Consider the following 13,955-nt stretch of genomic DNA (forward strand, 5'->3'; position numbering starts at 1 on the left):
GAGCCTCAGGGTTTCCATCGATGCACGCTGTTTCAGGCATTATGGTAGGAGGCGATGTCCCTGACCGACAGGTCTCCCTGCCTTCCTCTCCTGATCGCCCCGACGGTCGCCCTGGCCGCCTGCATGGTCGTCAGGAACGGGATCTCCAGCTCGACCGCCAAACGCCTCATCATGTATCCGTCCCTTATCGATCCGGAGGCATAGGAGGGCGTGTTGATGATCAGGTTGATCTCGCCGGACCTCATGATTCCAAGCGCATCCGGGGCCACGTTGTCCTTGACCTTGTACACAGTGGTCACCGCCAGGCCTTTGTTCCTGAGGAAGGTGGAAGTGCCCTTGGTTGCGTATATGGAGAATCCCATGGCTGCCAGTTCGCGGGCGATCGGCAATGCCGCTTCCTTGTCCGGGTCGCTGACGGTGATATAGACCCCTCCCTTCGTCGGCAGCTTGTTCCCGGCCGACAGGAGCGCCTTGTACATAGCCGAATCCAGGTCGGTGTCTATACCCATGACCTCGCCGGTGCTCTTCATCTCCGGTCCCAGGATGCTGTCGACCCCGGGCAACTTCAGGAATGGGAAGACCGATGCCTTGACCGCCACATTCCTGAACTCAGCAACACCGACGAGGCCCAATTCCTTCAGGGTCCTTCCCAGCATGACCTTCGTGGCGATCTTCGCCAAAGGGATCCCGATCGCCTTGGACACGAACGGCACGGTGCGTGAGGCCCGGGGATTCGCCTCGATCATGAACACCTCGTTCTCCTTGACCGCCAGCTGCAGGTTCATCAGCCCCTTGACCTGCAGTGCCATGGCTACGTCGGTGGTGATCTGGATGATCCTGTCCAGCACATAGGAGGGAATGGTCTGGGTAGGCAGCATCATGGTCGCGTCACCGCTGTGGACGCCTGCTTCCTCGATATGCTCCATTATCCCGCCGATGTAGACATCGGTTCCGTCGGCTACCACGTCCACGTCGATCTCGATCGCGTGCGATAGGTATTTGTCGATCAGGACAGGGTGTGACCGGGAGACCTTCACCGCGGTGGCGACATAGGTCCTCAGTTCATCCTCGGAATAGATGATCTCCATGCCCCTTCCGCCGAGCACGTATGACGGACGCAGTAGCACCGGATAGCCAATGCGGTTCGCAACGTCGCGCACCTCTTCGAAGGAGAAGCCGGTTCCAGACTCGGGCTGTTTTATGTCCAGCTGGCGCATCAGTGCGGTCCAGCGCTTCCGGTCCTCGGCCATATCGATCATGTCCGGACAGGTACCCAGGATCTTCGCCTTCTTGCCCTCCAACGCCTTCTCCAGCGGGATCGCCAGGTTGACCGAGGTCTGGCCTCCGAACTGGACGACCACACCGTCCGCGTCCTCCTTCTCGATGACGTTGACCACGTCCTCCAGGGTCAGCGGTTCGAAGTACAGGCGATCGGAGATGTCGTAGTCGGTGGAGACCGTCTCCGGGTTATTATTGATGACGATGGCCTCGACGTTCTCCTCCTGACAGGCCATGACCCCGTGGACGCAGCAGTAGTCGAACTCGATGCCCTGACCGATGCGTATTGGTCCTGCGCCGACGATAATGACCTTCTTCCTGGTCGAACGCTTCCCTTCCGACTCTGACTCATAGGTCGAATAGTAGTAAGGTGTGGCCGCCTCGAACTCGGCCGCGCAGGTGTCGACCATCTTGTAGGTGGGGGTTACCCCGTACTTCTTGCCCATCTCGGCCACTCTGTCGATCGAGACCTTGGTGTGGGCGGCTATGCTCTCGTCCGGATATCCCATCCTCTTTGCCGTGCGGAGCAGTTCCTGGGTCAATCCTTCCTTCTTGAGCCTGGCCTCGACGTCCACCAGGTTCTTCACCTTACGGACGAAGAACTCATCCCAGGCGGTGAGGTTGGCGATGCGTTCGATGCTCATTCCACGACGGATCGCTTCGGCGATCGCGAACAGGCGGAGGTCGGTCGCTACGGTCAGCTCCTGCTCGATCTTCTTGTCGGTCCAGTTGGGTTCGGGTTCCAGGTCGATCCGGTCCGTTTCCAGGGAACGGATGGCCTTCATGATGCCTTCCTCGACGCTGCGGCCGATGGCCATGACCTCTCCGGTGCTCTTCATCTGGGTGCCGAGCGTCCGGTCTACGGTCCTGAACTTGTCGAAGGGCCAGCGGGGGATCTTGATGACGCAATAGTCTATCGTCGGCTCGAAGGCCGCGTAAGTCTTGCCGGTGATCTTGTTCGGGATCTCGTCCAGCGTCTTTCCGATGGCGATCTTGGCCGCCACCCGCGCGATCGGATAGCCGGTGGCCTTGGACGCCAAGGCCGACGAGCGGGATACCCTCGGGTTCACTTCGATGACCCGGTAGTCCTTCGTTGATGGGTCGAAGGCGAACTGGACGTTGCAGCCCCCTTCGATGCCCAATGCCCGTATGATCTTGATGGCGGCGGTACGCATGCGGTGGTGGTCGACGTCGTTCAGCGTCTGAACCGGGGCGATGACTATCGACTCGCCGGTATGGATGCCCATCGCATCCAGGTTCTCCATGGAGCAGATGATGACGCAGTTGTCGTTCTTGTCCCGCATCACCTCGTATTCGAGCTCCTTCCAGCCGATGACGCTCTCCTCGATCAGTACCTGTTTGATACGTGAGTAGGCCAATCCGCGACCGACGATCGGACCCAGCTCCTCGTCGTTATGGGCTATGCCGCCGCCGGTCCCGCCCAAGGTATAGGCCGGACGGATGAGCACTGGGTAGCGGCCGATGTACTTGACCGCCTCCCGCGCCTCCTCCAGCGTGTGGCAGGTCTTGCTGCGGGGAACCGGCTCTCCGATGCCGATCATGGTCCCCTTGAACAGTTCCCGGTCCTCGGATAGGGCGATGGCCCTCGGCTGCGTACCGTATAGACGGCAGTTCAGCCGGTCCAGATAGCCCTTCTCGGCTAGCTCCGAGCACAGGTTCAGGGCAGTCTGTCCGCCCATGCCAGAGAGGACGCCTTCCACCTTCTCCTTCTCGATGATCTTGGCGATCGTCTCCACCGTCAGCGGCTCTATGTAGACGATGTCGGCCATCTCCAGGTCGGTCTGGATCGTAGCCGGGTTGGAATTGACCAGGACCGTCTCGTACCCTTCCTCCCGCAGGGAGCGGCATGCCTGGGAACCAGAGAAATCGAACTCGGCTGCCTGACCGATGACGATGGGACCCGAGCCTATGACCATAAGCTTGCCCTTCTTGCCTTCGGTCATTTTTTGACCTCCATCATCGTGCCGAACTCGTCGAAAAGGAATCCGGTATCCCTCGGTCCCGGGCAGGCCTCTGGATGGTACTGGGCGGAGAATATCGGAAGTTCCGTATGCTTCATCCCCTCGACCGTCCCGTCGTTCACATTGGTCTGTTCGACCACCAGGCCGCTGCCGTCGATCGATTCCGGGTCGACGGCGTAGCCGTGGTTCTGGGATGTGATGAAGACCCGGTCACGGTATCTGACGGGCTGGTTCGCCCCACGGTGACCGAACTTCATCTTGTAGGTGGACCCGCCGAAGGCCAGTCCGAGCAGCTGGTTGCCCATGCATATGCCCATGATAGGGTAGTCGTCCTTGATGTCCCGGATGGTCTGGATGGTGGTGTTCTTCAGTTCCGGATGGGACGGGTCTCCCGGTCCGTTGGATATCATAACCCCGTCGATATGGTGATCACGGAAGAACTTCTTCGGAGTGTCGTAGGGAAGCTGGTAGACATTGAACCGCTTGTGCAGCTCCCGAACGATGTTGGCCTTGACGCCGCAATCGAACAGGGCGACGGTCTTGGTCGCCCTTTCGTTCTTGTGAAGGATGACCTCTTTTGTGCTGGCCATGCCCACGAGATTGTCGTCGGAAGGGTAGGCCATGGTACGGAGCTTCCTGACCACCTCCTCGGGGTCCTCGTCGAACACGATGGCACCGCGAAGAGTCCCCCTTTCCCTGATCTTTATTATGATCGACCTGGTGTCCAGGTCTGAAATGCCCGGAACGTTCTCCTGCTTCAAGTACGAGCCCAGGGTCCTTCCGCCGTACATGTCGGAAGGTTCGGTGCAGTTCTGCCGGACCACGAACCCGCGGACCTGGACCTTTCCTGATTCCACGTCCTCGGAATTGACACCGTAGTTCCCGATCAGGGGGTATGACATGATCAGGATCTGCCCCATATAGGAAGGATCGGTCAAACTCTCCTGATAACCGGTCATGCCGGTGTTGAAAACGACCTCGCCAAAAGCGGTCTTACCGGAACCAAAACCAGTGCCTTCCATTACCGTTCCATCTTCGAGTACAAGGAAGCACTTTGCCATTAAGATTCGATGGTATAGTTAGGGTGTACTTAACTTTTGTTGAGCCAACCTCTACATATGGCAGAGGGCTTTGTCCATCATTGGACAATGTTTATTCAATGGCCATACATGAATAACTCTTAACCCTCCAAATCACTCCACTGTTTTGTTCCGCGATCTCAGAACAATATCGTCAATCTTGTTCGATAGTTCGTAGGAATCTCTACCCGATTTGGGAATTGGGGCTTGGAGCATTCTTGGAATATTCTCTGTCCATGGAATAATATAATATACTTCACCGATAATACAATATTCATCAATTGGTGAAAATAGCAAAAATAGTGAAAATTATGGAAGAATTAGATTTCAAGGATGCCGTAGACAAGTTGTTGTCCAAAATTGGGAAAATAAGATGGGATGGCGAAGGTGTCAGCGACGACGGGGAGGTTCAGGCAGATTCGATCGTCAAAATAACAATGGGCAAGAAAGAACGAAAACTATTTCTGGAATTCAAATCGAATGGAGAGCCAAGAACAATCGCGGAATTTATCGGTAGGTTAAGCACCACTTCCATAAATGATTACTATCCAATTCTAGTCGCCCCATACATTACCGATAGGGGAAGAGCATTATGCGAAAAATCCAACATTGGCTGCATGGACCTCTCAGGGAACGCGTATTTGAAATTCGACAATGTTTTTGTCAATTTATGGGGGAACGAGAACCAACACAAAACCCAAAGAAAACTGAAAAGCCTGTTATCTGACAAAAGTTATTGGGTCATAAGGTCCATGCTAACAGATTCGAAAAAGGAGTGGACAATGCAAGAGTTATCGAATGCGTCCTTTGTCAGTCTGGCCCAAGTGTACAAGGTCCTACAAGTTCTCGAAGCGGAGAATTATGTCGACAAAAAGAGGGCGGCTATCAAGCTTACAGACCCTTCGGGTCTCCTCGAATTTGTGGGAAAGAATTATAGGTATAACGATCAAGAAATCGTGGGATATTATTCTCCCTTCAAGGACTACGATCAGCTATTTTCAAAATTGAGACAAATCCAGGGATGCGATTATGCCGTCACACTGGGAGCCGCTGCACAACTGGTTCTGCCGGTAGTGAGATCAAGAGATATTTATCTATATGTAGATAATATTGAACCAATGAAGGACGCTCTTAGACTCGAACCAGTAGAGTTTGGAGGTAATGTCTATCTTATCACTCCCAGGGACATGGGAATATTGAAAAACATTCAAACGATAGAAGGGGTCAAGGTCGTCTCGAATCTGCAATTGTACCTGGACCTTTTTAACTACCCGCAAAGGGGAAGGGAACAAGCCGAAGCTATCAGAGAGAAGATATTGGAGATCTAGACATGTCCCCCAGGTTGTCTGAACAATACGGAGGCGGGGTGACAGACGCGTCTCTGTCTGCTCTATTGGAACTTTCCTTGACCTTAAGATCGTACAGGGATGCTTTGGTGCTCGTTGGCGGGTGGGCACCTTTCTTCCTAATAGATGAGTTCGGCAGGGGTGGATTTGACCATGTTGGATCTATCGATATTGATATTGCCGTCGATCCCGAACTTGTCGAGAATGATGGATATTCAGCCATAGTCGATCTGATACAAGATCGAGGATATTCAATGCGCCATGGATCTGATGGTCAGCCTATCCGGTTCAGTTTTGAAAGGAATATCGTTTCTCGGAGCGATGGTAGGGATTATCTCATATCTGTAGACTTCTTGACATGCAGGTCAGCTGATTCGGGAAGTCATAGGCACCGGAAAGTCCAGTCGACACTTCCAGCAAGAATCGCAAACGGATGCGACATAGCATTTATCCACAATTATTCTAAGGAGATCCGAGGAACATTACCTGACAATGGGACATCCAGTGCAAGCATTCTCATGCTCGATATCGCTGGTTGTATTGGAATGAAGGGGGTCGTTCTTGGCGAGAGATACAAAGAGAAAGACGCCTATGATATTTTTTCAGTGATATCCCAATGTCTCGCAGATCCGAATGAGGTTAGTCTCACAGTCAAACCATTCATAGCTGAGCGTAGCATGGCAGTTGGTATGGATAACATAAGACAAAAGTTTCAATCGATTGAATCCGATGGACCTTCCTGGGTTGGAAATTTCATGTTCAGCTCCGATTTGCTCCAGAAGGAAAGGGCACAGGCAGAAAGCTACGTCCTAGTGAGGCAGTTCTTGAAGGGAATCGACGGTTGAATGACCGACCGATATGGATTGTTTTTCTAGAGATTGCGCCTAGCGAATTGAAGACGAATCTTGGTCATGAATTACAATCTCCTTACCTCAGAATAAGCGATTCTAGAAAGTCTCTAGAAAGTCATTTCATGTATGGATAGACAAGCCATAAAATATGGATGGCTGGATTTGGATATAGTACCACATGGCACGATGCTCCCGTTCGTGCCTCCCCAACGGTATAATAATGCCCGAACCTTCACTTCCATCATATGCGTGTTCTCCATCAGGACCGGTTCAAGGGCGAGATCAAGGTGCAGATCGATGCGCCGGACGATCTTTGGCATCTTTACAACATCATTCAGATAGGCGACGTCCTGATCGCTTCCACCTACCGCCGCGATGAGTCTGCCAAGTCAGATAAGGTCAGAGCGGAGCGATCGGAGAAGAAACGAATGCTACTTGGCATCAAGGTCGAGAAGATGGAGTTCCACGAGTTCGACGTGAGGCTGAGGGTGACCGGTGTGATCGTCGAGGGCGAACAGGACATCGGTTCATATCATACTCTCAACCTGGAGGAGGGTGAGCAGGTCACCATCGTTAAGACGGAATGGAAACCCTCCCAATTGGAGCGGGTCCGCAGATCGGTGGAGGATGCCAAGAAACCCACCATCGTGTTCGTCTCCATGGAGAACGATGAGGCGGTCATCGCGGTGATGAGGCAGGCGGGAATACAACGCGTGGCGGAGATAACCGGTCCCTCCGGCGGCAAGATGTATGAACAGAAGCATTCCAACGAGTATTACATCGAGGTACTGGCGAAGCTCAAACAGGTGGCGGTCGGCGGCGTTCCGGTGGTCCTCCTGGGACCGGGTTTTGCCAAGGAGACGCTGTTGGAACTGGGCAAGGAGAAGGAGCCCGAGATATTCGAAAAGGTCTTCGTCTATCATACCGGCCAGGCTGGCATGACCGGTATCCATGAACTGATGAAACGCGGTCTAGGCAGCGAGGTCCTGAAGGACTCGCGGGTGGCCCAGGAGGTCAACCTGGTCGAGAAGGTGCTGGAGGAGATAGCCAAGGACGGTCCGGTGGCCTACGGCCCAAAGGAGGTTCGCCAGGCGGTCGATGCCGGTGCTGTGGAGACATTGCTGATCGTAGACAATGTGGTCCGCAACAAGGACTATGAGAGGATGATGAAGTCGGTCGAGGACCAAAGGGGAACGGTCATCGTCGTATCAGAGCTGCACGAGGGGGGCAAGAAGCTCGATTCCATCGGTGGCATGGCCGCGCTTCTTAGGTTCAAGACCGCTACGGCATACACCTAGACATTTGTCGTAGTTGTTCCGATGGACGGTGCCAGAGCTCTCCCAGGAATCAAAGAAGGGCAGCCAATCGAACACAGAAACGACTCGCATCTCCGAAAATCTTTAGTATGCCCCTTTTTATGGAGATAGGTCCTAGGTCCGCATGACAGCTGGAATCACATCGACATACTGTCCCCCACGGGACTGCCCAAGGATGCTATTGTCGGTGATGGGGCGTTCTGAACTTATATCAGACGAACGGTGGGGCGCTCGTTCAAGCCGTGGTCATGCCCGTAGCCGGCCGGAAAGGCCGCTTCGCCAGATCAGGTCCAGGTAGGAAGGGAAATCGATGAAGAACAGGGACGAGGTACTTGCCAAATTGAACCAGCATCAACTTGTGATCTGCGACACCACCTTGAGAGATGGAGAGCAGGCCGCTGGAATAGTCTTCGCCAACCTGGAAAAGATGCGTATAGCAAAGCTACTGGACGAGATCGGGGTGCAGCAGATAGAGGCAGGTATACCAGCCATGGGAGGGGATGAGAAGACCGCGGTCAAGAACATCGCGCACCTCGGGCTCGGCGCTTCCGTATTGGGATGGAACCGGGCCAACCCGGCGGACATCGCCCATTCCATCGATTGCGATGTCGACTCCGTCGCCATATCGATGTCATCATCCGATATCCACATCGAGCATAAGCTCATGAAGACCCGCGAATGGGTCATCGAGAAGCTGGTGGAATCGATAGAGTACGCCAAGGCGCACGGTCTGTACATATCGGCCAATGCCGAGGACGCGTCCCGCGCTGACAAGGACTTCATTGTCACATTCGCCAAAGCCGCCAAGGAGGCGGGGGCGGACCGTTTCCGATACTGCGACACGCTAGGAATCCTCGAACCGCGCCGCACCTACGATGAGATAAAGAGGATCATCGAAGAGGCCAAGATCGATGTGGAGATGCATACCCACAACGATTTCGGCATGGCCACCGCGAACGCGCTTGCAGGCGTTCAGGCGGGGGCGAAAGTGGTCTCGACCACCGTCCTGGGCATAGGTGAACGTACCGGCAACACCCCCATGGAGGAGATCGCCATGGTCGGCAAGCACATCCTGAAGATGGACACCAACTTCGACACATCCCGGTTCGTGGAGGTCTCGGAATACGTTGCCAGGGCGGCCGGAAGGGACATACCGGCCTGGAAACCTATCGTGGGCGGTAACTGTTTTGCGCACGAGGCGGGCATCCATACCGACGGTGTCATCAAATACTTCTCAAACTACGAGCCGTACACGCCGGAAGAGGTCGGGCTTACGCGTAAGATCATCATCGGCAAGCACTCCGGACGGCACACCCTGAAGCAGGTGTTGGCGAAGCGGGGATACGAGATCGACGATGATGTCGCCGGCATCCTGCTGGAGCACGTCCGGGCCAACTCGGTGTCGCTGAAGCGCAGCCTGACCGAGAACGAGCTGGTCTACATCTATCTGGACTATCGGGCTGGCGTACCGGACAACCATGTTGAGTGAAGATTCAAGGAGCGGTTAAAATGGGCACAATGTCAGAGGAAATACTTTCAGCGCATGTGGGCAAGAAGGTCAAGGCCGGCGATATCGTTGTGGCCCCTGTGGACTTCATGATGTCCCAGGATGGTACGACCGGGCTCACGATCAAGGCGTTCAACGATATGGGCGGGAAGAAGATACTGGACCCATCAAGGTACGCCATAGTGATCGATCACAACGCCCCGTCCCCATTGGAAGGGGTGTCCAACATTCACAAGCAGATGAGGGAGTTCGCCTCGAAGTATGGCGCCAAGCTGTACGATGTCGGGGATGGGGTCTGTCATGTCCTTGTCCCGGAATCGGGAAGGGCTCTGCCAGGTACTATCATCATCGGCGCTGACTCGCACACCTGCACCTATGGGGCGTTGAACTCTTTCGCCACCGGCGTCGGCAGCACCGACATGGCGGCGGCGCTGATCAGCGGCAAGATGTGGTTCAAGGTGCCGGAAACGATCAAACTGGTCTATAACGGCAGGCTGCAGAAGGGCGTGTACTCGAAGGACGTCGCCCTGCACATGGTCGGTACTCTCACCGCTAACGGCGCCACATACAAGGCGCTCGAGCTCTACGGAGACATAATCGATAACATGTCCGTCGAGGCCAGGATGACCATATCCAACCTCGCCGTTGAGACCGGCGCCAAGGTCGGACTGATGCGCTGCGACAAGAAGACCGATGCCTACCTGAAGGGACGGGCCCAGGCAAAGTATGCGCCGACAATGGCGACGGACGATGCCAGGTATGAGCGCGTGGTCGAGGAGGACCTCTCCGACATGCCGCCGCAGATCGCCTGCCCGCCGGACGTGGACAACGTGGTCCCGATCCAGAAGGTGGAAGGCCTGAAACTGGACCAGATCTTCATCGGTACCTGCACCAACGGCAGGAGCGAGGACCTGGAGATCGCCGCCAAGATCCTTGACGGAAAGCAGGTTTCCAAGAGCCTCAGGCTGCTGGTCGCCCCGGCCTCCAGGGAGATCTACCTGAACGCATTGCACGACGGGACCGTGGAGAAGCTGGTCAAGGCCGGTGCCGTCATGATGACCCCGTCCTGCGGACCATGTGTCGGAACATGCAACGGTATCCCCTCGGACGCGGAGAACGTGCTGTCGACCGCGAACCGCAACTTCAAGGGTCGCATGGGCAACGTCAAGGCGGACATATACCTGGCATCGCCGGCAACCGCCGCATACTCGGCGATCAAGGGATGCATCGCCGACCCCAGGGAGGTGCTGTGATGGAAGAGATGAAAGGCAAGGCCCACGTCTTCGGCAAGAACATCAATACCGACTACATCATCGCCGGCAAGTACAAGTTCAAGAGCCTGGACATGAAGGACCTGTCCACCCATCTGATGGAGGACCTGCGCCCTGGATTCTACAAGGAGATCGAAAAGGGCGACTTCATCGTGGCCGCGGAGAACTTCGGCATGGGCTCCAGCCGTGAACAGGCCCCGTTGGTCATTCAGGCGGCCGGATGCTCGGCGGTCATCGCCAAGTCGTTCGCCAGGATATTCTACAGGAACTGCATCAACGTCGGACTGCCGTTGATCGAATGCGACACCAGCGGGATCGAGGAGGGCGATGTCCTCAGGGTCGACCTGGAGAAGGGAGTCGTTCTGAACATCACCAAGGGCAAGGAGGTCAAGACCACCCCGCTGCCGAAGGTCATGCTCAAGATCCTGAGCGAAGGCGGCCTGGCCGAGCACTTCAAGAAGTACGGCGGGTTCAACCTGGACTAAACGTTTTATCGGGTTCGGGAGGACGGCACCATGTCTTGGGCTGCCTCCGACCCTTCCATTTTTCCAACCTGGAAGATCATCGCGAAGAAAACGGTGAACAACGATATGAAGCTCATGGCCATTGCCATCGAGAAGCCATCGTTCTGGCCTCCCAGTACATAGGCGAATCCGCCAGCCAGGGCTATCAGGACGAAGACGCCGGAAAGAGCGGATTGGATGTTGAGCCATCGGACCCTCGTCCTCGGGATGAGGTAGGCGATATACGATCCGACAACCAAGATGGCGATCCCGTTGATAATGTGGGCCAAGAGGACCACTCCTTCACCATACCCAAAGAAATCGAAAGGGGTGAGGGTCGGAATAGGGATGAACAGGTTCATCGACATGCCCAACCAGAACTGTAGATAGAGCAGGATACCTTCCACGACGATGAGCCCCCTCAGGTCTTTTTCGTCCATCTGATGGCTCGGTTGGTATCAACGAATAAATATAGTCTACTGCCCCTCGATCGCTCCGATCGGTATTCACCCATTCCGATTCGATTCCAATCTTTTCGAATGCATATCCAAGCATTGGATTTTACCAGACATGATAGGATAATCCAATCCACTCAGTATCCCAGAGAAATTATCTAGCCAATGATCCATTTCATTGTCCGGTGGTCTAGCGGTGTCGAAGAAAACAATCCTCTTCATATGTACCCATAACTCCGCCCGATCCCAAATGGCTGAAGGCTACGTGAACACGTTCCTGTCAGAAGCATATCTCGCAAAGAGCGCCGGCACGAAACCTTCGGTAGTCAACCCCTATGCCATTCAGGTGATGAAGGAGATAGGGGTGGATATTTCTGCTAGTCGTTCAAAGAACCTCAGCGAATTCAGGGGCGAGGAGTTCGATTATGTGGTCACCGTCTGCAGCGACGCTGAGGATATCTGCCCATTTTTCCTCGGGAAGGAACACATCCATCATGGTTTCAAGGACCCTTCCGCACTAGATGGAAACGAAGAAAAGATCACCGCGGGATTCAGAGAAAGCAGGGACGAGATCATCAGGTGGATCAGAAAGGAGTTCAAAGGATGAAAATAAATTCATTTGGGACTGTGATGGCCAGTCGATGTTGAGGACAAATCGCATCCCGCCGAAGAGCGTGATATCTCCGTTGAAGATTTTCTCCCAGACCTCAAAGACTGATCCTCATGGATGAGCGATTCTGCTCCGTCGGGCTTTCGTTGAGAGGATATCTGATCATTCTTTTCATTGAGACAACGAATTTTGTCCTTCGGCACATACATTTCCAGACGAATACCCTCCCCTGGGAAGCCAGTTTCCTTGATATCGATGTTTGTGATCTTGAAGATCGATTTGATCAGGAACATACCCAGACCGGTGTTGTTGCCGAATCCTCTGAGGAAGATCCGGTCCTTGTCCTCAAGCGGAATGCCGACCCCATTGTCCGAATAGATCAGGGTCAAACCGTCCCCATCCCGCTCCGCCGAAAGCCTTATCTCGGTCACCTTCTGGCCGTATCGTAGGGAGTTTTCCATCATGTTGAAAAAGGCCTTGACCAGCATTGGATCGGATTTGATCTCCATTCTGGGTAAAGTGCATTCTATCCTTACGTCCTGCAAATCGAGCATGCTCGAGGCCAGGGAGAACGAATGCGAGACATCGAGCCAGACCGGGCGTGTCTTGCCGGTACGTTGATAGTTCCGAGTGAAATCTATGTGTTTCCTGACAGAATTTGCTGCGGTCTCGATGCGGCGGAGGTACTTGTCTTTGGCCTCAGGTTTTGGATCGTTCCGAAGCAGTTCGACATTTCCGCTCAATATCGAGAGCTGGTTCATCGTATCATGCCAAGTGACGCTCTCCAGGATCTCCAGCCTATGGTTTGCTTCTTCAAGGGCACCTTCCATCTCCTTCTCCCTTGTAACATCTCGGTCCACTCCCCTATAACCGACGATCTTCTCTCTTTTGTCAAGCACCGGAACCACGCTGGATTCAATGTATCTTGAGGATCCATCGCGGTGCATTCTTATGTTCTCAAACTGCCGAAGACCGCCCTCAGAACTCAGTCCTTCCATGACCGATCTTTTGACTTTGGCCCTATCATCGCGAGGTATGAAATCAGTAACGCGTTTTCCGATCATCTCGCTGGGCTGATATCCGATGACATCGAAGACCTGAGGACTGCAGTAGGTGTATGTACCCTTAGCGTCCATCTCCCATCTCCAGTCCCCTATCACCTCCACCAGGGCTCGGAATTTCTCGATGCTCTCACCCAGTTTTGCCTCTGCTTCCCTTCTGTCTATTGCCCTGATAATGTGATGGGTCAATTCAGCAAACTGGGCACCAGGTTCACCGCCTTTTTGAATGTAGTAATCGGCACCGGAGTTTAGGGCCTCGATAGCGATCTCCTCCCTACCTCTGCCAGTGAACAGTATGAATGGAATGTTGTTGGGTAATGCCCTCAAGTGTTTGAGCAATTGGATACCGTCTAGGTCAGGCATCTGATAGTCGGATACCAGGGCATCGTAGTGCGTCTTCTCCATCTTCTGCAGCGCTTCTGCGGCAGAATATGCTACATCGACCTCGAATCCGTTTGTGCTGAGGAATTCCTGAGTCACGTCCAAAAGCATCGGATCATCGTCTGTACAAAGAATCCTCATCGGTCCCAAAACTATCTGACTAATTTGATATATATTTGAGCTATTCGAGGAGATGTTTCCATGTTTTGTTGAGAACATGTATTCACCCTCACAGATTTAATCCCTGTGGCAGACGAACCTCAGATAGGGCAGGAAATGGATCCTCTTTTTCTTGACCCAGTCACCGATCCGATA

General features: G+C 54.1%; 11 protein-coding genes. 7 read left to right on the top strand and 4 right to left on the bottom strand.

The window, feature by feature from the left end; all coding sequences use genetic code 11:
• Positions 1-32 precede the first annotated feature (32 nt).
• Both carB and carA read right to left on the bottom strand, forming a co-directional pair.
• A complete protein-coding gene (gene carB, locus VGK23_03115; GenBank protein ID HEY3419518.1) occupies positions 33-3,242 on the bottom strand; it encodes a carbamoyl-phosphate synthase large subunit in 3,210 nt (1,069 codons plus the stop codon).
• Positions 3,239-4,321 (bottom strand): glutamine-hydrolyzing carbamoyl-phosphate synthase small subunit, encoded by a 1,083-nt coding sequence (gene carA / locus VGK23_03120; GenBank protein HEY3419519.1) that lies wholly within the window; start codon positions 4,319-4,321, stop codon positions 3,239-3,241. The genes carB and carA overlap by 4 nt, the downstream gene beginning before the upstream one ends.
• Positions 4,322-4,623: 302 nt before the next feature.
• On the opposite strand from carA, the gene VGK23_03125 reads away from it, so the two are divergent.
• From VGK23_03125 to VGK23_03150, 6 genes are all read left to right on the top strand, one after another.
• Positions 4,624-5,667 carry a hypothetical protein gene (locus VGK23_03125; GenBank protein ID HEY3419520.1) on the top strand — a complete coding sequence of 348 codons (1,044 nt, stop codon included), beginning with the start codon at positions 4,624-4,626 and terminating at the stop codon, positions 5,665-5,667.
• A 38-nt stretch (positions 5,668-5,705) separates the two neighbouring features.
• Complete coding sequence (locus VGK23_03130; protein HEY3419521.1) at positions 5,706-6,530, top strand: hypothetical protein; 825 nt, start codon at positions 5,706-5,708, stop codon at positions 6,528-6,530.
• Between the two features lie 251 nt (positions 6,531-6,781).
• Positions 6,782-7,834, top strand: coding sequence for an mRNA surveillance protein pelota (locus VGK23_03135; GenBank protein ID HEY3419522.1), 1,053 nt, complete (start codon positions 6,782-6,784; stop codon positions 7,832-7,834).
• A gap of 328 nt (positions 7,835-8,162) precedes the next feature.
• Positions 8,163-9,341, top strand: a complete 1,179-nt coding sequence (gene nifV, locus VGK23_03140; protein HEY3419523.1) for a homocitrate synthase — start codon at positions 8,163-8,165, stop codon at positions 9,339-9,341.
• Between the two features lie 20 nt (positions 9,342-9,361).
• Complete coding sequence (locus VGK23_03145; GenBank protein HEY3419524.1) at positions 9,362-10,612, top strand: 3-isopropylmalate dehydratase large subunit; 1,251 nt, start codon at positions 9,362-9,364, stop codon at positions 10,610-10,612.
• Positions 10,612-11,115, top strand: coding sequence for a 3-isopropylmalate dehydratase small subunit (locus tag VGK23_03150; GenBank protein HEY3419525.1), 504 nt, complete (start codon positions 10,612-10,614; stop codon positions 11,113-11,115). Before VGK23_03145 ends, VGK23_03150 begins: the two co-directional genes overlap by 1 nt.
• Positions 11,116-11,120: 5 nt before the next feature.
• On the opposite strand, the gene VGK23_03155 is transcribed toward VGK23_03150, so the two are convergent.
• Positions 11,121-11,573 carry a hypothetical protein gene (locus VGK23_03155; protein HEY3419526.1) on the bottom strand — a complete coding sequence of 151 codons (453 nt, stop codon included), beginning with the start codon at positions 11,571-11,573 and terminating at the stop codon, positions 11,121-11,123.
• A gap of 211 nt (positions 11,574-11,784) precedes the next feature.
• Between VGK23_03155 and VGK23_03160 the strand changes: the two genes are divergently transcribed.
• On the top strand, positions 11,785-12,195 hold the full coding sequence (locus tag VGK23_03160) for an arsenate reductase ArsC (GenBank protein HEY3419527.1): 411 nt from the start codon (positions 11,785-11,787) through the stop codon (positions 12,193-12,195).
• Positions 12,196-12,203: 8 nt separating this feature from the next.
• On the opposite strand, the gene VGK23_03165 is transcribed toward VGK23_03160, so the two are convergent.
• On the bottom strand, positions 12,204-13,781 hold the full coding sequence (locus tag VGK23_03165) for a response regulator (GenBank protein ID HEY3419528.1): 1,578 nt from the start codon (positions 13,779-13,781) through the stop codon (positions 12,204-12,206).
• Positions 13,782-13,955 lie beyond the last annotated feature (174 nt).

Source organism: Methanomassiliicoccales archaeon (assembly GCA_036504055.1).
In the GTDB taxonomy this organism is placed as follows: domain Archaea; phylum Thermoplasmatota; class Thermoplasmata; order Methanomassiliicoccales; family UBA472; genus DASXVU01.

Coding starts and splice junctions, on each gene's coding strand:
- carA (HEY3419519.1), bottom strand. CDS start 4,321: ATGGCAAAGTGCTTCCTTGTACTCGAAGATGGAACGGTAATGGAAGGC.
- VGK23_03150 (HEY3419525.1), top strand. CDS start 10,612: ATGGAAGAGATGAAAGGCAAGGCCCACGTCTTCGGCAAGAACATCAAT.
- VGK23_03155 (HEY3419526.1), bottom strand. CDS start 11,573: ATGGACGAAAAAGACCTGAGGGGGCTCATCGTCGTGGAAGGTATCCTG.
- VGK23_03135 (HEY3419522.1), top strand. CDS start 6,782: ATGCGTGTTCTCCATCAGGACCGGTTCAAGGGCGAGATCAAGGTGCAG.
- VGK23_03145 (HEY3419524.1), top strand. CDS start 9,362: ATGGGCACAATGTCAGAGGAAATACTTTCAGCGCATGTGGGCAAGAAG.
- VGK23_03165 (HEY3419528.1), bottom strand. CDS start 13,781: ATGAGGATTCTTTGTACAGACGATGATCCGATGCTTTTGGACGTGACT.
- nifV (HEY3419523.1), top strand. CDS start 8,163: ATGAAGAACAGGGACGAGGTACTTGCCAAATTGAACCAGCATCAACTT.
- carB (HEY3419518.1), bottom strand. CDS start 3,242: ATGACCGAAGGCAAGAAGGGCAAGCTTATGGTCATAGGCTCGGGTCCC.